21 protein-coding genes are annotated in these 26,189 nt (G+C 69.4%); 11 read left to right on the top strand and 10 right to left on the bottom strand.

Annotated elements, in window-relative coordinates:
* Positions 1 to 81: 81 nt before the first annotated feature.
* The gene (locus AC08OJ_RS03495; RefSeq protein ID WP_476591697.1) at positions 82 to 300 is read right to left on the bottom strand and encodes a hypothetical protein; all 219 of its coding nucleotides are present in this window, start codon (positions 298 to 300) and stop codon (positions 82 to 84) included.
* Between the two features lie 440 nt (positions 301 to 740).
* Between AC08OJ_RS03495 and npdG the strand changes: the two genes are divergently transcribed.
* Positions 741 to 1,424 carry an NADPH-dependent F420 reductase gene (gene npdG / locus AC08OJ_RS03490; RefSeq protein WP_476591698.1) on the top strand — a complete coding sequence of 228 codons (684 nt, stop codon included), beginning with the start codon at positions 741 to 743 and terminating at the stop codon, positions 1,422 to 1,424.
* The gene (locus AC08OJ_RS03485; RefSeq protein WP_476591699.1) at positions 1,417 to 2,274 is read left to right on the top strand and encodes a helical backbone metal receptor; all 858 of its coding nucleotides are present in this window, start codon (positions 1,417 to 1,419) and stop codon (positions 2,272 to 2,274) included. Before npdG ends, AC08OJ_RS03485 begins: the two co-directional genes overlap by 8 nt.
* Positions 2,275 to 2,310: 36 nt before the next feature.
* Here the strand turns inward: AC08OJ_RS03485 and panB are convergent, their stop codons facing one another.
* Positions 2,311 to 3,189, bottom strand: coding sequence for a 3-methyl-2-oxobutanoate hydroxymethyltransferase (gene panB, locus AC08OJ_RS03480; protein WP_476591700.1), 879 nt, complete (start codon positions 3,187 to 3,189; stop codon positions 2,311 to 2,313).
* 349 nt (positions 3,190 to 3,538) lie between these two features.
* On the opposite strand from panB, the gene AC08OJ_RS03475 reads away from it, so the two are divergent.
* The 5 genes from AC08OJ_RS03475 (at position 3,539) to AC08OJ_RS03455 (ending at position 9,675) form a co-directional block, all read left to right on the top strand.
* Positions 3,539 to 4,249 carry a TetR/AcrR family transcriptional regulator gene (locus AC08OJ_RS03475; protein WP_476591701.1) on the top strand — a complete coding sequence of 237 codons (711 nt, stop codon included), beginning with the start codon at positions 3,539 to 3,541 and terminating at the stop codon, positions 4,247 to 4,249.
* Between the two features lie 160 nt (positions 4,250 to 4,409).
* Positions 4,410 to 6,392, top strand: coding sequence for a threonine--tRNA ligase (gene thrS, locus AC08OJ_RS03470; RefSeq protein ID WP_476591702.1), 1,983 nt, complete (start codon positions 4,410 to 4,412; stop codon positions 6,390 to 6,392).
* 663 nt (positions 6,393 to 7,055) lie between these two features.
* Positions 7,056 to 7,619: a hypothetical protein gene (locus AC08OJ_RS03465; RefSeq protein ID WP_476595053.1), complete on the top strand. Its 564-nt coding sequence runs from the start codon at positions 7,056 to 7,058 to the stop codon at positions 7,617 to 7,619.
* The gene (locus AC08OJ_RS03460; RefSeq protein ID WP_476595052.1) at positions 7,612 to 9,351 is read left to right on the top strand and encodes a hypothetical protein; all 1,740 of its coding nucleotides are present in this window, start codon (positions 7,612 to 7,614) and stop codon (positions 9,349 to 9,351) included. Before AC08OJ_RS03465 ends, AC08OJ_RS03460 begins: the two co-directional genes overlap by 8 nt.
* 54 nt (positions 9,352 to 9,405) lie before the next feature.
* Positions 9,406 to 9,675, top strand: coding sequence for a hypothetical protein (locus tag AC08OJ_RS03455; RefSeq protein WP_476591705.1), 270 nt, complete (start codon positions 9,406 to 9,408; stop codon positions 9,673 to 9,675).
* A 63-nt stretch (positions 9,676 to 9,738) separates the two neighbouring features.
* Here AC08OJ_RS03455 and AC08OJ_RS03450 read toward each other — a convergent pair whose 3' ends face one another.
* The gene (locus tag AC08OJ_RS03450; RefSeq protein ID WP_476591706.1) at positions 9,739 to 11,544 is read right to left on the bottom strand and encodes an NAD+ synthase; all 1,806 of its coding nucleotides are present in this window, start codon (positions 11,542 to 11,544) and stop codon (positions 9,739 to 9,741) included.
* Positions 11,545 to 11,731: 187 nt separating this feature from the next.
* Between AC08OJ_RS03450 and AC08OJ_RS03445 the strand changes: the two genes are divergently transcribed.
* Together AC08OJ_RS03445 and AC08OJ_RS03440 are read left to right on the top strand one after the other, a co-directional pair.
* On the top strand, positions 11,732 to 13,090 hold the full coding sequence (locus AC08OJ_RS03445) for a glutamine synthetase family protein (protein WP_462187556.1): 1,359 nt from the start codon (positions 11,732 to 11,734) through the stop codon (positions 13,088 to 13,090).
* Positions 13,087 to 16,290: a bifunctional [glutamine synthetase] adenylyltransferase/[glutamine synthetase]-adenylyl-L-tyrosine phosphorylase gene (locus AC08OJ_RS03440; protein WP_476595051.1), complete on the top strand. Its 3,204-nt coding sequence runs from the start codon at positions 13,087 to 13,089 to the stop codon at positions 16,288 to 16,290. The genes AC08OJ_RS03445 and AC08OJ_RS03440 overlap by 4 nt, the downstream gene beginning before the upstream one ends.
* Before the next feature lie 104 nt (positions 16,291 to 16,394).
* On the opposite strand, the gene glnII is transcribed toward AC08OJ_RS03440, so the two are convergent.
* Positions 16,395 to 17,456 (bottom strand): glutamine synthetase GlnII, encoded by a 1,062-nt coding sequence (gene glnII, locus AC08OJ_RS03435; protein WP_476595050.1) that lies wholly within the window; start codon positions 17,454 to 17,456, stop codon positions 16,395 to 16,397.
* 729 nt (positions 17,457 to 18,185) lie between these two features.
* Entirely contained in the window at positions 18,186 to 19,610 is a 1,425-nt protein-coding gene (glnA, locus tag AC08OJ_RS03430; RefSeq protein ID WP_462187559.1) for a type I glutamate--ammonia ligase, read from the bottom strand.
* Positions 19,611 to 19,792: 182 nt separating this feature from the next.
* Between glnA and AC08OJ_RS03425 the strand changes: the two genes are divergently transcribed.
* Positions 19,793 to 20,272 (top strand): RDD family protein, encoded by a 480-nt coding sequence (locus AC08OJ_RS03425; RefSeq protein WP_476591709.1) that lies wholly within the window; start codon positions 19,793 to 19,795, stop codon positions 20,270 to 20,272.
* Positions 20,273 to 20,347: 75 nt separating this feature from the next.
* Here the strand turns inward: AC08OJ_RS03425 and AC08OJ_RS03420 are convergent, their stop codons facing one another.
* From AC08OJ_RS03420 to AC08OJ_RS03405, 4 genes are all read right to left on the bottom strand, one after another.
* Positions 20,348 to 21,214 carry a DUF4191 domain-containing protein gene (locus AC08OJ_RS03420; protein ID WP_476595049.1) on the bottom strand — a complete coding sequence of 289 codons (867 nt, stop codon included), beginning with the start codon at positions 21,212 to 21,214 and terminating at the stop codon, positions 20,348 to 20,350.
* A gap of 106 nt (positions 21,215 to 21,320) precedes the next feature.
* A complete protein-coding gene (locus AC08OJ_RS03415) occupies positions 21,321 to 21,578 on the bottom strand; it encodes a hypothetical protein (protein ID WP_476591711.1) in 258 nt (85 codons plus the stop codon).
* 117 nt (positions 21,579 to 21,695) lie between these two features.
* On the bottom strand, positions 21,696 to 22,697 hold the full coding sequence (lipA, locus tag AC08OJ_RS03410) for a lipoyl synthase (RefSeq protein ID WP_476595048.1): 1,002 nt from the start codon (positions 22,695 to 22,697) through the stop codon (positions 21,696 to 21,698).
* 150 nt (positions 22,698 to 22,847) lie between these two features.
* Positions 22,848 to 23,582, bottom strand: coding sequence for a Type 1 glutamine amidotransferase-like domain-containing protein (locus AC08OJ_RS03405; RefSeq protein WP_476591715.1), 735 nt, complete (start codon positions 23,580 to 23,582; stop codon positions 22,848 to 22,850).
* A gap of 114 nt (positions 23,583 to 23,696) precedes the next feature.
* Here AC08OJ_RS03405 and AC08OJ_RS03400 point away from each other — a divergent pair, with 114 nt between their 5' ends.
* Entirely contained in the window at positions 23,697 to 25,391 is a 1,695-nt protein-coding gene (locus AC08OJ_RS03400; protein WP_476595047.1) for a protein kinase, read from the top strand.
* A 27-nt stretch (positions 25,392 to 25,418) separates the two neighbouring features.
* Here the strand turns inward: AC08OJ_RS03400 and AC08OJ_RS03395 are convergent.
* A partial coding sequence (locus AC08OJ_RS03395) for a 2-oxo acid dehydrogenase subunit E2 (protein ID WP_476595046.1) occupies positions 25,419 to 26,189 on the bottom strand: 771 nt, incomplete at its 5' end.

The following is a 26,189-nucleotide window of genomic DNA, read 5'->3' as shown; positions in this document are numbered from 1 at the left end:
GGACTGTCCGCGGGAGAACGCGCCAAGCGGCGCGACGCCACCGCTTGGGGACGCGTGGACCGGCGCGGCACGTGGACACGCTCAGGATGGGGTGTACGGCCCCAGGCTGGGCATCCCGTTGGAGGGAGCCGAGGCGGGAACGCCGCCGACACCGCCGACCGGCTGCGTGCTGCGCTCGGCCAGGGTTTCGCCCACCTTACGGGCGATCGCTTCCATCAGGCGCAGTGCCTGCGGCAGCGACAGGTTCAGCACCACTTCGCTGTCGTTCGTCATCGCGAAGCGAACCGACACGTCCGCCATTGCTCGACCTCTCTCGCCTGACTCCGAAGATCTGCTCGATGTGTGTGAAACGGAACGGTACGGCCCATCTGAGACCAATGCGCGCGCGGGGTTCCTGGAAGTACCGGCAGGTTCGCTTTTCGTGTCTACTCTCTCACCAATTGTCGCGGTCCAAGAGCTGTAGCTGTCAGTCACGTGGGTTGCTCCTCTGCCGGTGGCGACGTGTATGGACCCGGTCGATCCGGATCTCCCCACGGGGGGCGAGCTCGGAAAAATCGGGCACGTAGCTGTCCCGTTGTCTCTGCATAGTCCCTCATTGCCAGGAGCTGTCCGCAAGGGGGTGGACTTGTCATGCATCGTCATGTCGGAGGGTGAACGGGTTGGTTCCCACCGTTCTGGGAACGCTTTCACGGGTGTCACGCAGCCGGGCGGCCAAAGCCCGGATCGGGCAGGATAACAGGGTGGCTTCCACTGACCGCGTCCGGCCGGATGTCCCCGCGCTGATCATCGGTATCCTCGGCGGCTCGGGTCCGCAGGGCGGGGGCCTCGGCCTGCGGTTCGCCGCCGCCGGCCATCTCGTGCTGATCGGGTCCCGCTCGACCGAACGCGGCCAGCAGGCCGCGGCCGCGCTCGCGCGTCCCGGCCTGCGTATCGAAGGCGCGGACAACGCCACGGTCGCCGAGCGCGCGGATATCGTCATCATCGCGGTTCCCTGGGAGGGCCATCGCCAGACCCTGGCCGCCTTGCGGGAGCCGTTGGCCGGGAAGATCGTGATCGATTGCGTCAACCCCCTCGGCTTCGACAAGGGGGGTGCCTTCGCACTCGTGGTGCCCGAGGGCAGCGCCGCGCAGCAGGCGGCCGTCGTCCTGCCGGACAGCACCATCGTGGCGGCCTTCCACCACGTCTCTGCGGTGCTGCTGGCCGATGACGCGGTCGCGAAGATCGACACTGATGTCCTGGTCCTCGGCGACGATCGGGCCGCCACCGATCTGGTGGCCGCGCTCGCCGAGCGCATTCCCGGCATGCGGGGCATCTACGCCGGCACGTTGCGCAACGCCGGTCAGGTCGAGGCGTTGACCGCAAACTTGATCTCGGTCAATCGTCGGTACAAGTCACACGCCGGCCTGCGGGTCACCGATGTCTGAGCGGCGTCCGGACGTGGCCTCTCCGGACGTGGCCCGTTCGGACGTGGCCACGGTGGCGAACGGGCGGGAACGAGAGGCGGGGACGGCCTTCCGGGACGATCTGGGCCACCCGGTGGCGATTCCGGCGCGGGTGGAACGGATCGTCTCGCTCGTTCCCAGCCTCACCGAGTCGATCGCCGTTACCGCGCCCGGTCTGCTGGTGGGTGCCACCGACTGGTGCAGCCATCCCGCGGGGCTGGCCGTCGCCCGGGTCCGGGGGACAAAGAACCCCGACCTCGACACCATCGTCTCCCTGGCTCCGGACCTGGTCTGCGCGAACGCCGAGGAGAACCGGGAACCCGACCTCGCCGCGCTGCGCCGGGCCGGGCTCGCCGTGTGGGTCACCGCCCCTACCACGGTCGATCAGGCTCTGGTGAGCCTGGACCGGATGCTGCGCCTGGCCTGCGGGCTGGCTCGTCCCGGCTGGCTCGACGCCGCCCGGCAGGCCTGGGCCGTGCCGGCCGCCGGGCCGCGGCGGCGGGCGTTGGTGCCGATCTGGCGCCGGCCGTGGATGGCGGTCGGCCGGGACACCTTCACCGGCGACGTGCTGCGCCGGCTGGGGGTCGACAACGTGCTGGCGGACTCGCCGGACCGCTACCCTCGGATCGATCCCGCGGCCGTCCCGCCCCATGACCTGGTGGTCCTGCCCGATGAGCCGTACCCCTTCAGCCCGTCGGACGGACCCGAGACCTTCAGCGCGCCCGCGGTCTGCGTGTCCGGCCGCCTGCTGACCTGGTACGGCCCGTCCCTGGTCGAGGCGGGGTCCGTGCTCGCGGCGGCGCTGGCCCGGACCGGCGATGGGCCGGAGTGACAGCGCCGCCGCCGGCACCACCGGCCGGATGGCTGATCAGTAGCTGTGCTCGATTGTCGGGTACCTGCCGTCCCGGACGTCCGCGCGGTAGGCCCGGGCGGCGTCCGCGAGAATCGTGCGCAGATCCGCGTACCGCTTGACGAACCGCGGCGCGCGGCCGTCGCTCAGCCCGGCCATGTCCTGCCAGACCAGCACCTGGGCATCGCATCCCGAGCCGGCTCCGATGCCCACGGTGGGGATGCGCAACTCCTTCGTCACCCGGGTGGCCAGATCGGCGGGAACCACCTCGAGCACGACCGCGAACGCGCCGGCCGCCTCGAGCGCCAGCGCGTCGGCCAGCAGGACCTCGCCGGCCTCGTCGCGGCCTTGGACCCGGTAGCCCCCGATAGTGTGGATGCTCTGCGGGGTCAGCCCCAGATGCCCGATAACGGGGATGCCGGCGCCGACCAGGGCGTCCACCGCCCGGACCACCCGGGAACCGCCCTCGAGCTTCACCGCGTGCGCCCCGCCCTCCTTGAGGAAGCGGGTAGCGTTCGCCAGCGCCTCGGCCGGCCCCCCCTGGTACGACCCGAAGGGCAGATCGGCGACGACCATCGCGTGCGGTGCTCCGCGGACCACCGCCCGGACCAGCGGCAGCAGCTCGTTGACGGTGATCGGCACGGTCGTGTCGTAGCCGTAGACGACGTTGGCGGCTGAGTCCCCGACCAGCAGGACGGGGATCTCCGCCTCGTCGAAGACGGCGGCGGAGGTGGCGTCGTACGCGGTCAGCATCGACCACTTCTCGCCCCGGTTCTTCGCCGCGGCGACGTCACGCACTGTGAAACGGGACCGGCGTGGCCGCGGCGGCGTGGTCGGCGCGCCGTAGGGCGTCGCCGCCGGGCCCGCCGGGTGGGTGGGTGTGCCTGAAGCATCCATGAGTGCTCCTGTACGTCCGTCCGGGCGCTGGGCGTCCCGGCGTCCCTCTCATGCTGCCACCAACGGCCGCCACGCGGAGAGCCCGCGGCGGAGCAGATCCCCCGGCCCCTAGGTGGCTGTTCGGGCTGGGGCGTTCGGGTGGTGGTTTCGCGGTGGACCATGGCCCGATCGGCGTGGAACGCGACGCACGCCACGCCGCTGCCCTGGCAAACGGATGCGTCTTGGCCGGCTGGGACGTATTCTGATCTTGAAGTCCGGCGGGAACGTGCGGCGTGATCAAGGTGGCGGGTGGCCTTTCCATGCGGATGCATCGGCACGGCGGCGACGGAGCGTGCGGGGGATCAGGCCGGTGTCCCGCCTGATGGCCACCCGGGACGTGCGCACTCCGCATCCTCGGCGGCCGTCCGACCGGGTGCCCTCCGGGGTCCGCGTCTCCCGCGCTCCCGGTCGTCCGAGGGACACCCGCTGCGATGAGGCGATCATCGATGCCGCGCTGCACGAGCTCGCGACGGTCGGCTTCGCGAGCCTGTCGATGGAGGCGGTGGCGACCAGCGCCGGGGTCGGCAAGGCGACGGTCTATCGCCGATGGCCAACGAAGGATGCCCTGATCGGGGACGCGTTGGACACCCTGGCCGACAGTCTCGACGCGGTCGAGACCGGCTCCCTGCGCGACGACCTGGTGGCCTGGCTGAATGCGCTGCGCCGGCACAACCTCCAGTCGTTGTCCGGGCGGATCATGCCGAAGCTCGTTGCCGAGCGGAGCACGCACCCGGAGTTGTTCGCCACCTACTCGCAGAAGATGATCGAGCCGTCGCGGGAGAAGGCGGCCGCCATGCTCCGGCGCGGCATCGAATCGGGGGAACTCGCCGCGGACGTCGACGTCGACCTCGTCGTCGACATGCTGGTCGGTCCGGTCGCTTATCGGCAGTACATGAGTGGTGACTACGAGGTGAGCGGAACGCGGATCGCGAAGATCGTCGACACCATCCTCGGTGGTATCCGCTGCCGGGAGGGTGCGCGGCCGACGGCGGAGCCGTCCGCGCCGCACCCGTCACACTGAGTACCTCGCTCGCCGTACCCTGCTCGCCGGGGGCACCATGCGTCCGCGAGTAGCATCGCGAACGGGCCAGGAAGGCCTGCCGTGGGGCCGCCTGCCGGCCGGCGACGCACCGGCGGTGCGATCCCCGCACCCGTGTTCCCAGCGCAACAGGAGAGATTCGGTGTCCGACGTCCGCCTTACCGTTCAGCACGCCCAGCGCAGCGATCCGCGGGTGGTGCCGACCGGGACGACGGCCGCCGAGCTGTTCGCCGACGACCGGAACGTGATCGCGGCTCTGGTTGACGGCCAGCAACATGATCTCGCTCATGTTCTCGCCGACGGGGCCGTCGTCGAGCCGATCATGATTGACTCGCCGGCCGGGCGGGCGATCATCCGGCATTCCGCCGCGCACGTCGTCGCCCAGGCGGTCCAGGAACTCTTCCCGAAGGCGCGCCTGGGCATCGGGCCGCCCATCGACAACGGTTTCTACTACGACTTCGACGTCGAGTCCCCGTTCACCCCGGACGACCTCAGGGCCATCGAGAAGAAGGCGCAGGCGATCATCAAGGCCGGCCAGCGATTCTCCCGGCGGGTCGTCACCGAGCCCGAGGCCCGCGCGGAGCTCGCCGACGAGCCGTACAAGATTGAGTTGATCGGACTGAAGTCGAGTGACGCGGCGGCCGACGACGCCGAGGCGAGTGTCGAGGTCGGGGCGGGCGAGCTGACCATCTACGACAACCTCGACGCGAAGACCGGCAAGCTGTGCTGGAAGGACCTTTGCCGCGGGCCGCATGTGCCCACCACCCGGGCCATCACGGCCTTCGCGATCCTGCGCTCCGCCGCGGCCTACTGGCGGGGGAGCGAGAAGAACCCGCAGCTGCAGCGCATCTACGGCACTGCGTGGGAGTCGCGCGACGCGCTCAAGGCCTACCAGACCAGGCTGGCCGAGGCCGAGAAACGCGATCACCGCAAGCTTGGCGCGGAGCTTGACCTGTTCTCGTTCCCGACCGAGATCGGCCCGGGGCTGGCGGTTTTCCACCCCAGGGGCGGCGCGATCCGCACCGCGATGGAGGACTACTCGCGGCGCCGGCACATCGAGGCCGGGTACTCGTTCGTCAACACCCCGCACATCACCAAGTCGGAGCTCTACCAGATCTCCGGGCACCTGGACTGGTTCGCCGAGGGCATGTACCCGCCCATGCAGCTCGACGGCGGCACCGACTACTACCTCAAGCCGATGAACTGCCCGATGCATATCCTGATCTTCCGGTCGCGGGGCCGGTCGTACCGGGAGCTGCCGCTGCGGCTGTTCGAGTTCGGCACGGTCTACCGTTACGAGAAGTCCGGAGTGGTCCATGGCCTGACCCGGGTGCGCGGGCTTACCCAGGACGACGCGCACCTGTTCTGCGCCCGCGAGCAGCTACCCGCCGAGCTCGACAGCGTGCTGACGTTCGTGCTCGGGTTGCTGCGCGACTTCGGGCTGACCGACTTCTACCTGGAGCTGTCGACCCGGCCGGAGGGCAAGGCCGTCGGCACCGACGAGGAGTGGGCGCAGGCCACCGAACTGCTGCGGGAGGCCGCGCAGAAGCAGGACCTGGAACTGGTGATGGACCCGGGCGGCGGTGCCTTCTACGGGCCGAAGATCTCCGTGCAGGCCCGCGACGCCATCGGCCGGACCTGGCAGCTGTCCACCATCCAGGTGGACTTCCAGCTGCCGCGGCGTTTCGACCTGGAGTACCAGGCTGCGGACGGGACCCGGCAGCGTCCGTTCATGATCCATCGGGCGTTGTTCGGCACCATCGAGCGGTTCTTCGCCATCCTGTTGGAGCACTACGCCGGGGCGCTGCCGCCGTGGCTCGCGCCGGTGCAGGTGGTCGGCATCCCGATCACCGACGAGCACGTGCCGTACCTGGGCGAGGTCGCCCGGCGGCTCGCCGCGCACGGCCTCCGGGTGGAGGTCGACTCCTCCGACGACCGGATGCAGAAGAAGATCCGTACGGCGCAGAAGCAAAAGGTGCCGTTCATGCTGCTGGCCGGAGATTCCGATGTCGCTCAGGGTGCGGTGTCGTTCCGTTTCCGGGACGGGGCGCAGCGCAACGGCGTGCCGGTGGACGAGGCCGTCGCGGAGATCCTCGACGCGGTGGAGCGCCGCCGCCAGGTCTGAGCCGCGCGGCTGGCCCCGGGCCCCGTTCAGAAGACAGAGGACTCGTGCTGTCCCGGTGGACCAACTTCTCGGTAGCGGGCCGGAGCCGATGGTTCCGGCCCGCTACCGTCTGGCTACACTTTTTGGGGATGTCGGGGTTTTGCTGGGGCCGGGAGGAGGCAAGCTGAAACCAGCGTGGCGCGAACAGGTCGAGTACTGGGCCGCGGTGGCTTCCGAGCGTGGCGCCGATGCCGCCGTGTTACACGTACAGTCGCGCCAGCTGGCTGCGCTGTACTTCATGGGTTATGTCGTCGAGGCGTACGCGAAGGCGCTTGCCACGGCTCATGGTAAAATCGTCAGACGAACCCACGACCTCGTACCGCTACTCGACGACTGCGGAATCCGGCGAGGAGATCTTCCGATGGATCTTCGTGCTTACGTCGATGCGCGCTTGGTCGAGATGCGATACGAACTGGTTCTTCGGCCCGGTATCGACTATGTCACGGAGCTTGCGCGGGCCCGGCGGCTCGCCGCCGTACCTCGGGCGCCGGCTCAACCGATTACTCTGATCGTATCTGAGGTACCTGTCTTGGGCCGGCCACTTCGACGTGGCAGCGGGAAGAGCGAGGTCAAGGAGGTGACGGCATGCCGAGTATGCATCAGGAGACAGCGGACCGTGTGCGGGTGGCTGTTCTGGCACGCATCCGCACGCGCGACGAACAGGCAGTGGTGACGGTAAAGCCGGATCCATTCCGGGGCTATCGGATCCGCGTCGTCACGCAGATCTTCAGCGGGCGCTCCCAGCCTGAACGGCGTGAAATCGCACTCGCGGCCGTCCTGCCTGACGCGGACGTAGCGTTCATGAGCCTGCTCACCCCCGACGAGGCAGCAGCATCTGCATCCGAGGAAGATCTTCTATCTACGTCACCGGAACTCCCGCTGTGGCCCGACTCGTTGGCGCGCGGTCAGCGCGAGCCGATCGAGGTCCGGCTTCCCTCACGATCGGACGACTTCCTTTCCGAGCCGGTCATCGCCACCTTCTACTCCCTCAGAAGGGGTGTCGGAAGATCGACATTGCCCGCCTACACTGCTCTGTTGCTAGCCCGTGAACACCGAGTGCTCTGCCTCGATATGGATCTTGAGGCGCCTGGTCTTGCCGCACTCTTCGACGTGGAGCGCGAAGTCATACCAGGAATAGGGTGTTGTTCCGCTTCTACTGGAGGCGGACATAGCCGGCGAAATGCCTGATGTCACCGCCCATCTGCTGCGTGCTCATCCCGAACGGGAACTCTATCTTCTGCCCGCCGGATATCCGGATGCCAATTATGCGCGCCAGCTCGCTCAGCTCGACCCAGCGGCATGGTACCGTGAGGAAAATAATCCACTCCGCGCGCTCATCGGCGCCGTCCGTGACCTCCATATCTCGCCGCAGATTGTTCTCATAGATTCAAGGACCGGGATCAGTCCGCTGTCGGCACCTCTTCTCTTCGATCTGGCCGACATAGCTGTCGTAACATTCTTCCTGCATCCGCAGGCACGGGTGGGAACGCGGGCGCTGACGCGGGCGCTTCTGGCGGCCAGATCCGAGCGGGCCTACACTCCTGAGCCCCGTTTTCTGGTGAGCCCGGTTCCGGGCGCGGGCGCTCCGGAGACTCGTCGGCGATACGAGGACCGGGCGGTGGGCTGGATCTTGGAATGGCTCTCGCCGGCGGTGGTCGAAGGCGGGGATCCAGCGTTCCCGGAGGTTGACGAGCTTGTCCACGTCCTCGGTTACAGCGAGGACATCGCGGGATCTGATTCCGTAGTTCCCGAGACCGGCATCGATGCTTATTCGCCCGTCGGGGAGTGGATCGCAGGGTTCGTTCCGCAGTCGGCGGCAGCCGAGCGGGACGGCGCAGCCGCCATGGCCATCCCGCCGCCCGGTTCAAAAGCCGGCGCCCTGGCTGAGATCCACTTCTCGACGGGCACCGCGGAGGCTCAGTCCGACGACGAGTTCCAGGAGACCTTCCTACGCACAGAAGTTGTCGGCCGGGCCGCCCGGGACGACGTGCCCCTGATACTTGGCCGGAAGGGCACGGGGAAGACCACCCTGTTCCGCAGCCTCGCCGCGGACGGGAACATCGTGGTGACCAGCCCTCCGTGGCTGCCGATGAGAAGACCCTGGATGCCGTCCAGCGGGACATACCGAGCCATCGGCGAGGTCTTGGCGGACCGGGGAGACGACTGGCGCACGGCGTGGATGTTGCTTATCGGGGTCGTGATCCAGCTGACCAGTGGGCGCCCTCGTCGGCCGGTGCCCGCGTTCGGTGGACTCACCTGTGACTCCAAGGACGAGTCGCAGTACAACGAACTTAACCTCGTCCAAGATGTACGCAAAATGCTTTCCATCGAAGACGCTGGACTCGTCGGCTGGCAGTGGATTCGGGACCTCGACGCGGATGTTGCCCGGGGCACATTTCTTCTTTTCGACGGTCTTGACACTGGGTTCGGTCTCACTCCTGCCGACCTCACTCGACGGCGGGAAAGTGTGGGGGGACTGCTGTCCCTGTTGTCCGAGCGCGGTGACGAGCTGGTGAATCTTCGGATGAAGATCATGCTCAGGGAGGACATCTGGCGAACCGTTCAGCTACCGAACAAGTCACATTTCTTCGGTCGCGACGTGACGTTGTCCTGGGCAAACCAGACCGATTATCTCAAGGTGGTCGTCAAGCAGGCGCTCTGGGCGCCGGCCGTCACTGATCTCGTTCGTGAGAGGGTGCCGGAACCCGGGCTGCAGCGCTTTTTGCCGGAGCTGGTCGAGAGGTGGCCGCAGCCGCAGGTGCTCAATGCGTGGCGCGTGCTGGTTGGTGAGCGGATCTCCGGCGGCAAGACCGCTTTCACGTACAACTGGGTATGGCGCCGACTTTCGGACAGCAATGAAAACCACTCGCCACGCTCGCTTGTCCGGCTTTTCCACCTCGCCGCTGACCGAGAGCGGTGACTGTCGCTGGCACCGCCCTACTACGAGCGCAGCCTGATACGTCCCCGGGCGCTCGTGGAGTCGCTGGATGACATCAGTGAACAGGAAATCGACTCCCTGCAGGACGAGTTTGCCGAGCTCGTTCCCTTGTTCGATGCCCTCCGGGGGATCGGACGTACGCCGTTTCCGGCGCGAGAGCTGGAGGTCGACTCGGACGTCGAGAACCTCGGGCTGGAGGTCGGCCTCCTCGGTATCGATCTTGGTATCCGCGATGACACCGAGCGCTACCGCGTCCCGGAGCTGTACCGAAAGGCACTCGGTATGGGGCGTAAGGGCCAGGCATAAAACGAGCGCCGGCTGTAACGGCTCGACTCGAGCCGCGCGGCTGGCCCCGGCCCGCGCGGCTGGTCAGGCCGGCGGGTTCTCGCGCCAGCGGGAGGTGATCGGCAGTCGGCGGTCGCGGCCGAACGCCTTGGAGGTCACCTTCGGCCCGGGCGGGTTCTGTCGGCGCTTGTACTCGGCGAGGTCGACGAGCCGGATCACCTTGTCCACCACGGCCGGATCGTGCCCGGCCGTGATCAGCTCGGCCCGGCCCTGGTCGTGGCTGACGTAGTCGTCCAGGACGGGATCGAGGATGCCGTAGTCGGGCAGCCGGTCGGAGTCGAGCTGGCCCGGGGCAAGCTCGGCGGACGGCGCCTTGACGATGATCTCCTCGGGAATGGGCGGCACCTCGCCACGCTTCTCCGCGGCGGCGTTGCGCCAGCGCGCCAGCTCCCAGACGCGGGTCTTCGAGACGTCCTTGATGGGGGCGTAGCCGCCGGCGCTGTCTCCGTAGAGGGTGGAGAACCCCGTTGCCAGCTCGCTTTTGTTGCCGGTGGTGAGGATCAGGTGCCCATGCTGGTTCGACAACGCCATGAGCAGCGTTCCGCGCACCCGGGCCTGCAGGTTCTCGTCCGCGAGGCCGTGCAGCCCGCCGAGGGGGGCGGCGGCGGCGCGGAACGCGGCGGCGATCGGCTCGATGGGCACCACGGCGTGCCGCGTGCCCTGGCGGCGGGCGAGCTCGGCGGCGTCGGTCACCGAGTGCCCCGACGAGTAGCCCGAGGGCAGGGCGACGGTGTGGACGGCGCCGGCGCCGATCGCGTCGACCGCGATGGTCGCGACGAGCGCGGAGTCGATACCGCCGGACAGCCCGAGCGCCACCGAGGAGAAGCCGTTCTTACGGATGTAGTCGCGGGTGGCGGTGACCAGCGCGGTGTACAGCTCCCCGGCGGGCTCGGGGCGGTCGGCGACGACCGGCGGCAGGGGGGTGAACGGTGCCAGCGGCTCGGCGGCCAGTATCGTGCGCGTCACCGTCATCGTCGTGCCATCCTCGGCGTCGATGGCCCCGGCGTCGATGGCCCCGGACACCGCCCGCGCCGGGCCGGGACCGGCCGCGGGCAGGTTCAGGTCGGTGATCAGCAGCGCCTCGCTGAAGACCGGGGCCCGCGCGACGAGCTCCCCCGCGGCGTCGACGACGAGGGAGTCCCCGTCGAAGACCAGCTCGTCCTGCCCGCCGACGAGGTTGACGTAGGCCAGGGCGGCCGCGGCCTCCCGGGCGCGCTCGGCGCACAGGGCGTCGCGCTGGAAGGACTTCCCCTGCTCGTAGGGGGAGCCGTTGATGCACAGGACGAGGCCGACCCCGGACCGGCGGGCCACGGTGATCGGCCCGCCCTGCTGCCACAGGTCCTCGCAGATCGTCATGCCCACGTCGATCCCGTGCAGCCGCAGCACCGGAAAGGCCGTGCCGGGCACGAAGTAGCGGAACTCGTCGAAGACGCCGTAGTTCGGCAGGTGATGCTTGGCGTAACGCGCGACGACCTCGCCGCCCCAGAGCACCGCGGCGGCGTTCTGCGGTTCACCGGCCGGGCGTCCCACACTCGGCGCGGGTTGCGCGGACGCATCGAGGTAGCCGACGACGACGGCGATCTCGCCACACCCCTCCTCGGCCAGCCGGCGGGCCAGGGCCACCAGCGCCCGCTGGCTCGCGGCGACGAAGGACCGGCGCAGGACGAGGTCCTCCGGCGGATAGCCGGTCAACGTGAGTTCACCGAAGGCGATCAGATGAGCGCCATCGGCGACGGCCCGTTTCGTCCAGGTACTGACCAGGTCGGCGTTACCAGCGAGATCCCCGACGGTCGTGTCCACCTGGGCGAGGGCGATCCGCAGCTGGGCCATGGTTGCAGCGTAGGCGGTCGCGGCGTGGGCCGTTAGGTCCCGTGTCGGGAGGGTAGGTAACACGCCGTTGGCGGACTGGTTGCTACCAGGCAACATCACAGCGACGAACGGATGTAGTCGCTATGGTCGGGATAAGCACATCGGGTGGCCCGTATCGTCGAGTCCACATCCTCAGCGCGGAGGCACTATGGACAAACAGCAGGAGTTCGTTCTCCGGACTCTGGAGGAGCGGGACATCCGCTTCGTTCGGCTCTGGTTCACCGACGTACTTGGGTACCTGAAGTCGGTGGAGATCGCCCCCGCGGAGCTCGAGGGGGCGCTGGCGGAGGGTATCGGTTTCGACGGGTCCGCCATTGAGGGCTTTGCGCGGGTACACGAGGCCGACATGCTGGCCCGGCCCGACCCCTCCACCTTCCAGGTGCTTCCCTGGCGCGGTGAACATCCGCTTACTGCCCGGATGTTCTGCGACCTCGTGATGCCGGACGGCACGCCCGCCGCCGCCGACTCGCGCTGGGTGCTGCGGAGCGCGCTAGCCAGGGCGGCCGACGCGGGGTTCACGTTCTACACCCATCCGGAGATCGAGTTCTTCCTGCTCAGGGAGCCGCCGAAACGCGGTGGCCCGGTGCCCCCGCCGGTGGACGAATCAGGCTACTTCGACCTGACCCCCAATGACATCAGCCATGATTTCCGGCAACAGGCCATCAGCATGCTCGAACGGCTGGGCATCTCGGTGGAGTTCAGCCACCACGAGGTGGCCCCCGGCCAGCAGGAGATCGATCTCCGCTACGCCGACGCCCTCACCATCGCCGACAACATCATGACCTTCCGCCAGGTGGTCAAGGAGGTGGCGTTGCGGCAAGGTATTTACGCCACCTTCATGCCCAAGCCGTTCGGTAACCAGGCCGGGTCAGGGATGCACACCCATCTGAGCCTTTTCGAGGGTGACCGCAACGCCTTTCACGACCCGACCGACGACTATCAGCTGTCCAAGGTGGCGAAGGCCTTCATCGCCGGGCTCCTCGCGCACGCCGCCGAAATCACCGCGGTGACCAACCAGTGGGTGAACTCCTACAAGCGGCTCATCGGCGACCAGCGGGTCGGCGAGGTGCTGGAGGCGCCGGCCTATGTGTGCTGGGGCCACAACAACCGTTCGGCGCTCGTGCGGGTTCCGCTCTACAAGCTCCACAAATCCAACGCCACCCGGGTGGAATTCCGGCTGCCGGATAGCGCGTGCAACCCGTATCTCACCTTCGCCCTGGTGCTGGCAGCCGGCCTGCGGGGTGTCCAGGGCGGTTACGAGCTGCCACCGGCTTCGGCGGACGACGTCTGGACGCTCACCGACACGCAGCGTCGTGAGCGCGGGATCACCGCTCTGCCCGGCTCGCTCGCCGAGGCGGTCAAGGTGATGGAGCGTTCCGCGCTTGTGCGGGAGACCCTCGGCGACGAGTTGTTCGACTTCTTCCTGCGGAACAAGCGGGCCGAGTGGCTGGAATACCGTCGGCAGGTGACCCCGTTCGAGATCGACCGGTACCTGCCGGTGCTATGACCGGGCGGACCGGCACCCGGCCCCCCATAGCCGGGGCGGGGCCGGTCGGGCCGGGACCGGTCGCGGCCCATCCGCGGGGGAGCTCGGTCGCCGCGCAGCTCGCGCGACTCGGCTTCACCGACGTCGACCGGGTCGAGACGACAATGCGCCGCCTCGGCCTGCTCAGCCCGGCCGCCCAGTCGCCCACCGCCGGCAGGGATGTCCTGCCCGGTCCCGCCACCGTGGGAATCGTGCGCGAGGAACGGCTCGAGGCCAACGTCGTGGTCGGCTCGCTGGCGGCTGCGGCCGATCCGGACCGGGCTCTCGCCGCGCTGGACCGGCTCGTGGAGGCCCTCGGCCCGGCCGGGGGCGCGGCCTTCGTCGGTGCGCTGGCCCGCCACGAGGGGCTGCGGGAACGGCTCGCCGCCGTGCTCGGCGCGAGCATCGCGCTCGGCGATCATCTTGCCCGCCATCCGGCGGACTGGCACATCCTGGAAGCCGACGAGGTGGTCACCACCCCGCCGGAGGCGGCGAGCGTGCGGGCAGGTCTGCTGCGCGCGGTCGGCGCGGATCCGGACGATCCGGCGCCCCGGGCGGCGGGCGACGGTCCCCAGATCCTCGACGCCCTGCGGACCGCGTACCGCAGGGCGCTGCTGGTCCTCGCGGCGCGGGACCTGACCGGCGTGGTGCCACTCGACGAGGCCACGGCCGAACTCGCCGATCTGGCGGGATTCGCGCTGGACGCGGCGCTGGCGGTCGCCCGTGCCGGGCTCGACCCGCGGCTGCCCCCGGTCCGGCTCGCCGTGATCGGCATGGGCAAGTGCGGCGGACGGGAACTGAACTACGTCAGCGACGTCGATGTCGTGTTCGTCGCCGAGCCGATGGCACCCCGCGATGCGGCGAACGGTACGGCGAACGGGGGGAAGATCGGGGCGGAACCGGCCGGGCCGGCGGTACTGACGGCGGCGGCACGGCTGGCGGAGGGGCTGGTCCGAGCCGCCGGCACCGTCACCGCCGCCGGTGCGCTGTTCCAGGTCGATGTGGGGCTTCGCCCGGAGGGCCGGGACGGTGCCCTGGTCCGCACGCTCGCCAGCCATCACGCCTACTACCGCCGCTGGGCCCGGACCTGGGAGTTCCAGGCGTTGCTCAAGGCCCGCCCGATCGCGGGCGACCTGGCGTTGGGCGCCGAGTTCTGCGCGATGGTCGCGCCCATGGTGTGGACGGCGGCCTCCCGTCCCGGCTTCGTGGCCGACGTGCGGGCGATGCGGCGCCGGGTGGAGTCGACGCTGTCCCGCGCGGAGGCGGAGCGCAATCTCAAGCTGGGGCCGGGCGGCCTGCGCGACGTCGAGTTCGCCGTCCAGCTGCTGCAACTCGTCCACGGCCGGGTGGATGCCAAGCTGCGGGTCGCATCCACCCTGGGCGCCATCGACGGTCTGGCCCGCGGCGGCTACGTCGGTCGGCGCGACGCGGCCGGGCTCGCCGACGCCTACCGTTTTCTCCGTAACGCTGAGCACCGCCTTCAACTGCAACGGCTGCGCCGGGTGCACACCCTGCCCCGGGACGCCACCGAGCTGCGCTGGCTGGCCCGGTCGATGGGGTTGCGCACGGCGGAGGCGTTCGAGGACGCCCACGCCCGGGTGGTCCGATCCGTCCGATCGCTGCACGAGAAGCTCTTCTACCAGCCGTTGCTGGAGGCGGTCGCCCGCCTGTCGACGGAGGAGATCCGCCTTACTCCCCAGGAGGCGGCCGACCGGCTGGCCGCGCTCGGATTCGCCGCGCCGGACCGGTCGTTGCGCCATATCGAGGCGCTGACCAGCGGGGTGAGCCGGACGGCCGCGATCCAACGCCACCTGTTGCCGACGATGCTGCCCGCCTTCGCCGACGCCCCCGATCCCGATGCCGGGCTGTTGGCCTATCGCCGGGTCAGCGAGGCACTCGGGCGCGCCCCGTGGTATCTGCGGCTGCTGCGGGACTCCGCCGGCGCCGCGGACCGGCTCGCCCGGGTACTCGCGACCAGCCGGTACGTGGCGGACCTGATGGCCCGCGCGCCGGAGTCGGTGCGGCTGCTGCGCACCGAGGACGATCTCGTCCCGGTGCCGCGGGAGGCACTGGTCCGGACCATGGTGGCGATCGCCCACCGCAACCCCGACTGGGAGGAGGCCGTCGGGCGGGCCCGGGCGGTGCGCCGCGTCGAACTGGTCCGGGTCGCCTGCGCGGACCTGCTCGGCCTGCAGGACGTCGCAGCCGTGGGCCGGGCGCTGGCGGACGCCGCGGCCGCCACCATCGCCGCGTCCCTGCTTGTCGCCGAGCGCAGGGTCGCCGGAGGTGACCCGGAGTCGTTGCCGGCGCGGATCTCGGTGATCGCGATGGGCCGGCTCGGCGGCGCGGAGATGTCCTACGGCAGCGACGCCGACGTGCTGTTCGTGCACGAGGCCAGGCCAGGGGCGTCAGCGGACCGGGCGAGCAGGGCTGTCGCCGAGGTGGTCGGTGAGCTGCACCGGCTGCTCGCCGTTCCCGGACCCGATCCGGCGCTGCGCCTGGACACAGCGCTGCGTCCGGAGGGGCGCAGCGGCCCGGCCTCACGCACGCTGGAGGCGTACGCGGCCTACTACCAACGGTGGTCGCAGGAGTGGGAGTCGCAGGCGCTGCTGCGGGCGGAGCCCCTGGCCGGTGATCCCGGGCTCGCCTACCGGTTCTGCCGGCTAGCGGACACGGTGCGTTACCCGACCACGCTTCCCGCGGGCGCCCTGGACGAGATCATCCGCCTGCGCGGGCGGATGGAGCGGGAACGGATCCCACGGGGAGTCGATCGCACGCTGCACCTGAAGTTCGGCCCCGGGGGGCTGACCGACGTGGAGTGGGCGGTGCAGATCCTCCAGCTGCGCCACGGCCGGCAGATTCCCACGCTGCGCACGACGTCGACGCTCGAGGGCCTGGGGGCTGCGGTCGTCTCCGGTCTGCTCGACGCGAGCGAGGCGGAGATCCTGCGCGCGGCCTGGATGTCCGCCTCCCGCATCCGGAACGCGAGCACGCTGGCCGGCTGGCCGCGTCCGGACGTCGTCCCTGACCGCCCGCCCGGTCTGGAGGCGATGGCGAGCGCGGCGGGATATCCCTCCGACCGGGCCGGCGAGCTCGTCGCCGAGCACCGCCGGTCGGCGGCGCTGGCCCGCGCCGTCGTCGAGGAGGTGTTCGCGCGCGAGCGGACCGCGGATTTCGGCTAGCACGCCCGGTGGTGCCGGAACCGCGCCACCGTAAGACCGGGCAGGCGGTCGTGTCGTCGGGAGTACTGCCACGGCCGCCTGTGCTCCGGCCTGGTGACCGTTCGTCAGACGGTTGCCCCGGCCGGGGCCGGGGTGGTCTGGGACGGCACGAACAGCGTCGGCTTATCGCCGGCCAGGGCGCTGCAGCAGGTGTCAATCATGAGCGCGGAGACCAGGTACGGGTCCATGTTCGCGTTCGGGCGGCGGTCCTCCAGCCAGCCCTTCTTGGCCTTCTCGACAGCCCACGGAATCCGGATCGACGCGCCGCGGTCGGAGGCGCCCCAGGAGAACTTGTTCCACGGAGCCGTCTCGTGCTTACCGGTCAGTCGGTCCTGGATGCCGTGACCGTAGTGGGTCACGTGCTCCAGCACCCGGGTGCCGAGCGCCTCGCAGCAGGCGACGATGGCGTCCCAGCCCTCCATCGTCTGCCTGGTGGAGAAGTTGGTGTGCGCGCCGGCACCGTTCCAGTCGCCCGGGATCGGCTTGGCGGCGAACGACACCTCGACGCCGTAGTCCTCGGCGATCCGGTGGAGCAGCCAGCGGCCCAGCCAAATCTGGTCGCCGATCGCCGGGGCGGGGAGCACGCCGATCTGGAACTCCCACTGGCCCATCATGACCTCGGCGTTGGTGCCCTCGATGGCGAGACCGGCGTCGAGGCAGGCCTGCGCGTGCCTTTCGACGATCTGGCGGCCGGGCATCTTCGAGCCGCCGACGCCACAGTAGTACGGTCCCTGCGGCGCGGGGTAGCCGACCTCCGGCCAGCCGTAGGGACGGCCGTCCTTGAAGAAGGTGTACTCCTGCTCGATGCCGAACATCGGCGTCATGTCGGCGTACTTCTCGGCGACGGTCCGGGCGGCGGCCCGGGTGTTCGTCGGGTGCGGCGTGAAGTCGGTCAGCTCGACCTCGCAGAGCACCAGGAGGTTGTCGCCACCCCGCAGCGGGTCGGGCGTGACGAAGACGGGCCGCAGCACGCAGTCCGAGTTCGATCCGGGCGCCTGGTTGGTGCTCGAGCCGTCGAAGCCCCAGATCTCCGGCTCCTTACCGTCCCTGCTGATGCGGGTCTTGCTGCGCATCAGCGGCTCGGGCTCGGTGCCGTCGATCCAGATGTATTCGGCCTGATAACTCACTCATACTCCCCGTGGTTGATCCTGTACGTTACGGAGCGACTTCGTGATCGGCCTGGTCAGCCGACCCAGGCCGCGAATGACGGGAGGGTTCGACCGGAGCCTTGTCGTGCCCAGTTACCTTCCTGTTCCGTGATTGTTAATTTTCGGTCTCTGCTATGTCACGAAAGGCTGGCCCTGGGCGATCGGGGCCGACTGCCGTCCGGGATTTTCGGAGTCCCCGGCTCCGCTTTCGTGTCGTGGTGTCCCGGCGGGTGTCGGAGGGAGATGGCCGGTATTCCGGACTGCGCCGTTCCGCATAGACGTGAGGCCCGCCTCCGACGTCGTCGAAGTAGGGCCTCGGGGAATTAGTATATTAATTTTCAATGTGGGTTCGGGGGTTTAGCCTGGTACCCCGGGAAAGGGTCCGGGCATCCCCTGCCCGTGATCTTTCTGGCGCTCGCCGGCACTCGGTGGATATCGGCGGGCCTTCGGCCGGTCTCCGCCCGGAGGTGGCGGCGCGACCTGGTTTCCGCACGCGTCCCCGGCTCGAAGAGGCCTTCTGCCACCGCGGCGAAGGACCAGACGAACCGCAGGGGTCAATCGGGGCCGCCCGCCTCGAGAGCGTGACCGACCCCCCGCGGTTCACCGTGCCGCACCTGTCTGGGAGCAGGCCGCGGTCACCGCCTCGGCGCCCGCCGGATCACCCGCGGCCCGGCGATGGGTCAATGGCCGGAACCTTACGGCTGGGCGTCAGATGTCGTAGTAGAGGGTGAACTCGTAAGGATGCGGCCGCAGGCGGATGGCGTCGACCTCGTTGACCCGCTTGTAGTCCAGCCAGGTCTCGATCAGATCCGCGGTGAAGACGTCGCCCTCCCGCAGGAACTCGTTGTCCGCCTCCAGCGCGTCGAGCACCTTCTCCAGCGAACCCGGGACCTGGGGAACCGCGGCCAGCTCGTCCGGCGGGAGGTCGTAGAGATCCTTGTCGATCGGGTCCGGCGGATCAATCTTGTTCCGCACGCCGTCGAGCCCCGCCATCAGAATCGCGGCGAAGGCGAGATACGGGTTGCAGCTCGGGTCCGGCACGCGGAACTCGACCCGTTTGGCCTTCGGTGAGTCACCGCTGAGCGGGATGCGGCAGCACGCCGACCGGTTGCGGGCCGAGTAGACCAGGTTGACGGGCGCCTCGTAGCCGGGCACGAGCCGACGGTAGGAGTTCGTGGTGGGGTTGGTGAAGGCCAGCAGCGCCGGGGCGTGGTGCAGCAGCCCCCCGATGTAGTAGCGGGCGGTGTCCGAGAGACCGCCGTACCCGTTCGGGCTGTAGAAGAGCGGCTCCCCGTCCTTCCACAGGCTGGAGTGGACGTGCATACCGGATCCGTTGTCCTCGAACAGCGGCTTCGGCATGAAGGTAACGGTCTTGCCGCGGCCGCGGGCGACGTTGCGGATGATGTACTTGTAGAGCATCAGGTTGTCGGCGGTCTTCAGGAGCGTGTCGTACCTGATGTCGATCTCCGCCTGGCCCGCGGTGCCGACCTCGTGGTGCTGCATCTCGACGGTGATACCCGTCTCATAGAGCACCCGGGTCATCTCGGAACGCAGGTCGGTGAAGTGGTCCGTGGGCGGCACCGGGAAATAGCCGCCCTTGAACCTCGGCTTGTACCCGAGGTTTCCGCCCTCTTCCTTCCGGGAGGTGTTCCAGGCGGCTTCGACCGAGTCGACCTGGTGCATCGACCCGTAGGGGTTGTAGTCATAGCGGACATCGTCGAAGATGTAGAACTCCGCCTCCGGACCGAAATACGCGGTGTCCGCGACGCCGGTGCCCCGGAGATAGGTCTCCGCCTTCTTGGCGATGTTGCGCGGGTCCCGGGAGTACTGTTCCTTGGTGATCGGGTCATGGATGAAGAACGTCATGGCGAGGGTCTTGTGCTCGCGGAAGGGGTCCACGAAAGCGGTGTGCGGATCCGGCAGCAGCAGCATGTCGGACTCGTGGATGGCCTGGAAGCCGCGGATCGACGAGCCGTCGAACATCAGGCCTTCGGTGAACACCGACTCCGCGAAGACCTGGGTCGGGATGGTGAAGTGCTGCATGATCCCGGGAAGATCGCAGAACCTGACATCGATGAACTGAACGTCTTCGTCCCGGATATAGCGAAGCACGTCTTCTGCTTTTGCGAACATTCGTCCTCCAGCATCGCGTCACGCTTCTTAGGGCCACAGGTTACGCCATGTTGGCGTGTCTCCGGTCACCAGGCCGTCGGCGCACGACATCACGGGATAGTTTCCGTAGCGTTACCGAAACCTACTTAATCACTTAACGTGATGAGTTGGGTGCATGTTGCGGTGCCACATAAGCTTGCGTCGTGGGACGAGCACTTGGAGGCTGGCTTGACGGGCTAGGTCTGCCGCGGGACACCCCGCCCGGGGTACGCCTCGGGTTGCCGCGGGACGGCCGAGGATCCGTGGTCGGGTTCGGTCCGCGCCTGCTGGCCTACCTCGTGGACGCGGTCGCCGCGAACCTGATCGTCGGCATGCTGTACATCGTCGGACTGAGCTACGCCGCCGATGCGCGTGGCCTCGCGATCTACGCGGTCTTCCTGCTCGAGGAGCTGATCCTCGTCGGTACGGCCGGCCAGACGATCGGCATGCGGCTGGTCGGCATCCGCGTGATCCGGCTGCGTGACTGTGGTCGGCAGTCCTGGCCGTGGATCGTCGTGCGTACCGTTCTGCTGGGCCTGTTCATCCCGGTGTTCATCTGGGACCGTGACCTACGCGGCCTTCACGATCGCGCCGCCGGGACCGTGGTGGTGCGCGACCCCGTGGGCTCCGGCCCCGAGAAGTAGCGCGGATCCCTCCACTACGGGGCTTCGGGGGTGGTCCACCGTGGGTGGCACGGCGGACCACGCCTGGCGGCGGCGCTAGCGGATGCGGCCGCCGCGCGGGATGTTGCGGGGGATCGGTCCCTTCGGGATCGGCAGCGCTGCGCCGCCCATCGCCCGCAGGCGACGGTCAAGGGCATCGACCTCGCCGCGGCGCAGGGTGCGCCGCAGCCGCATCAGGGTGCTCTGCAGCTTGGGCAGGGGAGTCTCCCCCTCACTGGTGCCGATGATGATGTCGGTCACCGGCGTGTCGCCGACGGCCTTGCGGATCCGGCGCTTCTCGGCGGCGAGCAGTTCCCGCGGGCCACGCCCGCGACCCTCCGCGATGATCACGATCCCGGCGCGGCAGACGACACGGTGCACCACATCCTGATGCCGGTTGACGCCGACGGCGGGGGTGAGGCGCCAGTCGCCCCGCATCCGTTCGATCACCCCGGCGGCGGCGCCCGGTTTGCCTTCCATCTCGGCGTAGGCGGTCCGCTGCACCCGTCGGCTGAACAGGTTCAGGGCGACGACCACCCCGAGCAGGAGGGCGATCGGAATCCACAGGTACAGCGGACCGACGAAGATTGCGAGCACGATGCCGACGGCGACCGGAGCGAGGAAGCCTGCCAGGGTGATCCAGAACGCCTGCGGATCGCGTTGCCGGGTGACCTTGTAGATCATCCGGAGTTGGGCGACCCGGGTGGTGAATCCCTTTCCCGGTCCCGCCTCGCCGCTGCGGCCGTTCCGACCGGCCGCGCCACCCTTGCCGGCCGTGCCGGGGATCTTCCCCGCGGAGCCAGGATTGGTGCCGCGCCTGCCAGCCGCGCCGTTCTTGTCGGCTGCGCCCGCCGACTGGTCCTTCCCCGCCGCTCCCGGGATCGCCGACCCCGGGGCGTCCGTCGGCTTCTTCTTCAGTGCCATGACCGCGAGCCTACGGCCTCCTGGCTGGCGGTAGGCATGCTCGTCCCGCGCCCGCCGATCGCCATTGGCCGGCGGGAAGTCTGGCGGATCTGACTGCCGGGCGTGATCAGGGCGTGACGCGGATCAGTGCTGGGTGGCGACCGCGAGCGGACGCGGGGCGGCGGCCCGGGGTGGTGACTCGGGGCGGCCCGGGCGTGACCGGCGTGACCGACAGCGGCACGGTGGTGTCCATCCATCGATAGCCGGTCGTCACGTGCAGATCGGTGGCCGCCCGCCACGCGTTACGACGCGCGGTCTTCTGACCTCCGTGCGGCAGCAGCAGCAGGGTCACTTCTTCGAGAACGCTGAGCAGTGAACGGAGCACGATGGGAACGACCTCCCGGCACGGTCGTGGGCACACACCTCGATGATGGGCGAAGAGGATGACCCCCACGTAACAAGGGGGTAACGCTAAGCTAATTCTAGCTGCTTCGAGGAATGGTCACCACGGACTCGGCCATTGCCCGTGAGAGTTTTCCGACACACTTTCCGGGGGAACGGACATTTCGCTGCGACCCTGGTCACGTGCCGTCATCGCTTGCTGGTAGAGACGGCCGGCCCGGTAGGAAGACCGGACGAGCGGACCGGACATCACCCCGGAGAAGCCGAGCTCCGCGCCGACACGTTCCCAGTCGAGGAACTCCTCCGGCCGCACCCACCGCTCGACCGGATGGTGCCGCGGCGTCGGGCGCAGGTACTGGGTCACGGTGAGTAGCTCACACCCCGCCGACCGCAGATCCCGCAGGGCCGTGTGGATCTCCTCCGCCGTCTCACCTAGACCCAGGATGAGGTTCGACTTCGTGACCAGCCCGGACTGGCGGGCCTGGCGCAGCACGTCGAGTGAGCGTTCGTACCGGAACGCCGGCCGGATCCGCCTGAAGATCCGGGGTACGGTTTCGAGGTTGTGGGCGAGTACCTCGGGCGCCGCGCCGAACACCTCGCCCAACTGGTCGGGCCGGCCGCCGAAGTCCGGGATCAGGACCTCCACGCCGGTACCGGCCGAGCGAGCGTGGATCTGGCGGACCGTCTCCGCGTACAGCCGCGAGCCGCCGTCCGCGAGGTCGTCCCGAGCGACTCCGGTGACCGTCGCGTACCGCAGGCCCATGGTGGCGACGGACTCCGCCACCCGGCGCGGCTCGTCATGGTCGAGCGGTGCGGGCCGCCCGGAGTCGATCTGGCAGAAGTCGCAGCGGCGGGTGCAGACCTCCCCGCCGATCAGGAAGGTCGCCTCGCGGTCCTCCCAGCATTCGTAGATATTGGGACAGCCGGCTTCCTCGCACACCGTGTGCAGCCCGGCCGATTGGACCAGCCCCTTGACGTCCTGGTATTGCGGGCCGGTGCGCAGCCGAGTCCTGATCCACGATGGCTTGCGTTCGATCGGCGTCTGCGCATTACGGGCCTCGATGCGCAGCAGCGGACGACCCTCGGGGGCGACGGCGGTCATACCACCAGCTCCATCTGCTCAGCGACCGGTGCGAAGAAGGGGCCGCTCCGCGGCCAAGCGAATTTCGGCGAGGAAGCGCTGTATGTCCCATGCTTCGCGGTAGGGGACCGCGGAAAGCCTGAGAACATCCACAATCATAAGCCTGCCGGCTCAGTCGCGGGGCACCGCGGGTAGCAGACGGGGCACCACCGCGGTCTCCACGGCGGTGCCGTCCGGACCGCGTTCGACCCGCCAGGCGTGCACCCCGGGCCGGTCGGCCACCGCCTCGACGAGATCGGTGCCGTGGAAGTGCAGACCCACTCCGTCGTCGGTCGCCCATCCGGCCGGCAGCGTGCCCTCGGCGACCAGCCGCTGGAACAGCGGCCGCCGGCCGGCCTCCGAGTCGTAATGCGGGGTGTTGCTGAAGGGCAGCAGGCCGAGGCCGTTCGCCACCGGGCGGAGATCCGGGCCGAAGGAGTCGGTGGTGCCGCCCATATGCCAGCACAGTGAACCGGCGGAGACTCCGCCGAGCACGACCCCCGCCTCCCACGCCTCGCGGAAGATCTCACCGAGCCCGTGCACGGCCCAGACCGCGAGCAGATTGGCGACGCTGCCCCCGCCGACCCAGACGACGTCCTGCGCCAGCAGATGGGCGCGGATGTCGGCGATGTTCGGCATCGGGAACAGCGTGAGGTGGGAGACCAGCACGTCGGGTCGGTCGCGGTTGAACGCCGCGTACCCGCGGGCGTAGGCGGCCTGGTCGTCGCCCAGGGCGGTCTGCAGCAGGCATACCCGGGGCCGTGCGCCCGTCGCGGACAGACTGATGGCGTGATGGAGGATGGGACCGACCTTGGCTCCGTAGCGGCCGTCCGGAAGGAAGCCACCGCTGGTGGCGAGGATCTGCACAGGTTCGTCGCTCTCTGAAGGCTGTCGCACGTGACGGTCATCGATCGCATGCCCCGCGGCGGATCGTAAAAAGTTATCCACAACCGGACGAAGAGGTATGCAGACCGGACGAGTTTGAGCCTAGCGTCGCTTCTTGTGACCTTCACCGACGATTCCGCGGACAGACTGGCCCGGCGCGTCGGCCGCGTACCCGAGGTCCCGGGGGTGAGCATGCGTTCCCGCCTGCGGGACGCCGGCTCTGGAGAGCTCTGGTCGGGTCAGTTCGACCAGTCCGGGATCGAGTGCGTGGTGCGGCGGGTGCGGCTGGCGCCGGACCCAGTGCTGCGTTCCGCGGCGGTTATCGCGGCCCGGGCCCTCGTGGACCTGGAGCATCCCCATCTGGTGCCGGTCGTGGCGGTGTTGCCGACCGCGGAGGGCCTGGCGTTGATCACCGAGCCGGTCGTCGGCGGTGTCAGCCTCGCGCGGCTGCTCGCCGCCCGCGGGGACCTGGACCCCGGTGAGGTCGTCACGATCGGTCTGCCGATCGCGCAGGCCCTGGCCGCCGCGCACGCCGTCGGCGTCGTGCATGGCCGGCTCGAGCGTGAGGACATCCTGTTGGAGCCGAACGGGCGTCCGGTTCTGATCGGGCTCGGGGCCGCGGCGCTGGCCGACGCCGCCAGACCGGATCCGATCCCACCTGAGGCCGCGTCTGCGGATGTCCATGATCTGGCCACTTTGCTGCTCGGGGCGATGCGTGAGGCCACCGGGCCGGACGCAGCCGCGGTGGCGGTGGCGGTGGCGGTGGCGACCGCCATGATCGACGACCCGCGCCGACGACCGAGTGCCCTGGAACTCGCCGCGTCGCTGGCCCGCAGTGCGACTCCGCTCCCGGTCCGCTTGGCGGGCGGCGGCGAGCCGGGTGGCGCGGCGCGGCGCGGCCCCTCGCCGACCGAAACCCTGCCGGTGATCCCCCGGGTGGACCCGCCCGGCGATCCGGCCCCGCCCGACCGAACCATCACCGGAGCGACGGCCGTCGACGCCGCGGAACTGCTCGACTCATTGCCGCCACCGCCCCGACGGTCGACCCGTGCGACGACCAACCCTCGGAAGGCCGCCCGCGGTGGCGGCCGGGGCGCCGGGGGCAACGGGTCGGCCACCGGGGGTGCGGCCACCCCGGGGGGCCTCAGCTCTCCGGGCCGAAGCACCCGGCCGACCTCCGCGCGCCGACCGCGTCGGGTGGGAGCCCGCCGCCAGCGCTTGCTGTTCCCGGTGACCGCCGGGCTGGGCCTGCCGGTGGTCGTGGTGGCCGTCGCGTTGCTGCTGGCCAGCCCGGAGAAGGACGATGCGCCCGGCGCGGCCGGGACGTCTGCGCCACCAACCGGTGCAGCCTCCGCGGCTGGGCGGGAACCGACGGCGTCGCCGGTCGCCAATCAGTCGCCCGAGCAGGTCTGGCGTTCGGTACTCGCCGAGTTGAACACCGCGCGCAGCCGTGCGTTCGAGCGGGCTGACGAGAACCTCCTGACAGAGTCTGATGCCGCGGGTAGTGAGCTGCACGCTTCGGACGTCGCGCTGATGAGGCAGGTGGTCGCGAGGGGGGCGCATGCCTCGGCACTGCGCAGCGACATCCTCGATCTCAAGGTCCGGGTCGAGGAACCGGACCGCACCGTGCTGCGGGTCACCCAACGCCTGAACGCCTACGACTTCCTCGACGCCGGGGGGAAGGTGGTGGCGCATCAGGCGGCGAAGCCGCCGGAACGGCGTGACCTCACCCTGATCCGTACCGGCTCCGGCTGGCGGGTCTCGGAGAACGTCCCGGTCCCGGCCGGCTGACCGTCCGGTCAGCCGGCCGGGACCGGGCTACAGACCGAGTTCGGCTTCGAAGGCTCCGTTTTCCAGCCGGTGCTTAATGAAGGCCAGGAAGCGAGCTGCGTCGGCACCGTCGACGATGCGGTGGTCGTAGGTGAGGGACAGGTACACCGTCGAACGAACCGCGATGATCTCGCCCAGCTCCGGATCGTCGACGACGGCCGGCTTCTTCGTCACGATGCCGGTGCCGAGGATGCCCACCTGCGGCTGGTTGATGATCGGCGTGTCGAACAGGGCGCCTCGACTGCCGGTGTTCGTCAGGGTGAAGGTGCCCCCGCCGAGCTCGTCGGGCGAGATTCGGTTGGCCCGGGTGCGGCTCGCCAAGTCGTCGATCTTGCGTGCCAGCCCGATGAGATTGAGATTGCCGGCGTTGTGGATGACGGGCACGACCAGACCACGCTCGGAGTCCACGGCTATGCCGAGGTTCTCCTCCCCGTGGTAGGTGACCGTGCCCGCCTCGACGTCGATGCTGGAGTTGAGCTGCGGGAACTCACGCAGCGCCGCACAGGTCGCCAAGGCGAAGAACGGCAGGAATGACAGCTTGATGCCCTCCCAAGCCTGGAAGTCGCTCTTCGCCCGGTCCCGCAGCCGTGCGATCCGGGTGACGTCGGCCTCCACCACGGTGGTGAGCTGCGCGCTGATCTGCAGCGACTCGACCATGCGGCGAGCGACCAACGCCCGCAGGCGGGAGAGTTTCTCGGTCCGTCCGCGGACGGGGGCTGCGCCGGTCGGCGCCACGGCCGGGGCAGCTGGGGCTGTGGG

The organism is Frankia sp. CgKIO3, from assembly GCF_977946435.1.
The sequence above is the reverse complement of the archived record's forward strand: the minus strand, read 5'-3'. Positions and strand labels throughout refer to the sequence as shown.

Coding starts and splice junctions, on each gene's coding strand:
- AC08OJ_RS03445 (WP_462187556.1), top strand. CDS start 11,732: ATGGACAAACAGCAGGAGTTCGTTCTCCGGACTCTGGAGGAGCGGGAC.
- glnA (WP_462187559.1), bottom strand. CDS start 19,610: ATGTTCGCAAAAGCAGAAGACGTGCTTCGCTATATCCGGGACGAAGAC.
- AC08OJ_RS03440 (WP_476595051.1), top strand. CDS start 13,087: ATGACCGGGCGGACCGGCACCCGGCCCCCCATAGCCGGGGCGGGGCCG.
- AC08OJ_RS03460 (WP_476595052.1), top strand. CDS start 7,612: ATGCCTGATGTCACCGCCCATCTGCTGCGTGCTCATCCCGAACGGGAA.
- AC08OJ_RS03450 (WP_476591706.1), bottom strand. CDS start 11,544: ATGGCCCAGCTGCGGATCGCCCTCGCCCAGGTGGACACGACCGTCGGG.
- panB (WP_476591700.1), bottom strand. CDS start 3,189: ATGGATGCTTCAGGCACACCCACCCACCCGGCGGGCCCGGCGGCGACG.
- AC08OJ_RS03485 (WP_476591699.1), top strand. CDS start 1,417: ATGTCTGAGCGGCGTCCGGACGTGGCCTCTCCGGACGTGGCCCGTTCG.
- lipA (WP_476595048.1), bottom strand. CDS start 22,697: ATGACCGCCGTCGCCCCCGAGGGTCGTCCGCTGCTGCGCATCGAGGCC.
- AC08OJ_RS03495 (WP_476591697.1), bottom strand. CDS start 300: ATGGCGGACGTGTCGGTTCGCTTCGCGATGACGAACGACAGCGAAGTG.
- AC08OJ_RS03420 (WP_476595049.1), bottom strand. CDS start 21,214: ATGGCACTGAAGAAGAAGCCGACGGACGCCCCGGGGTCGGCGATCCCG.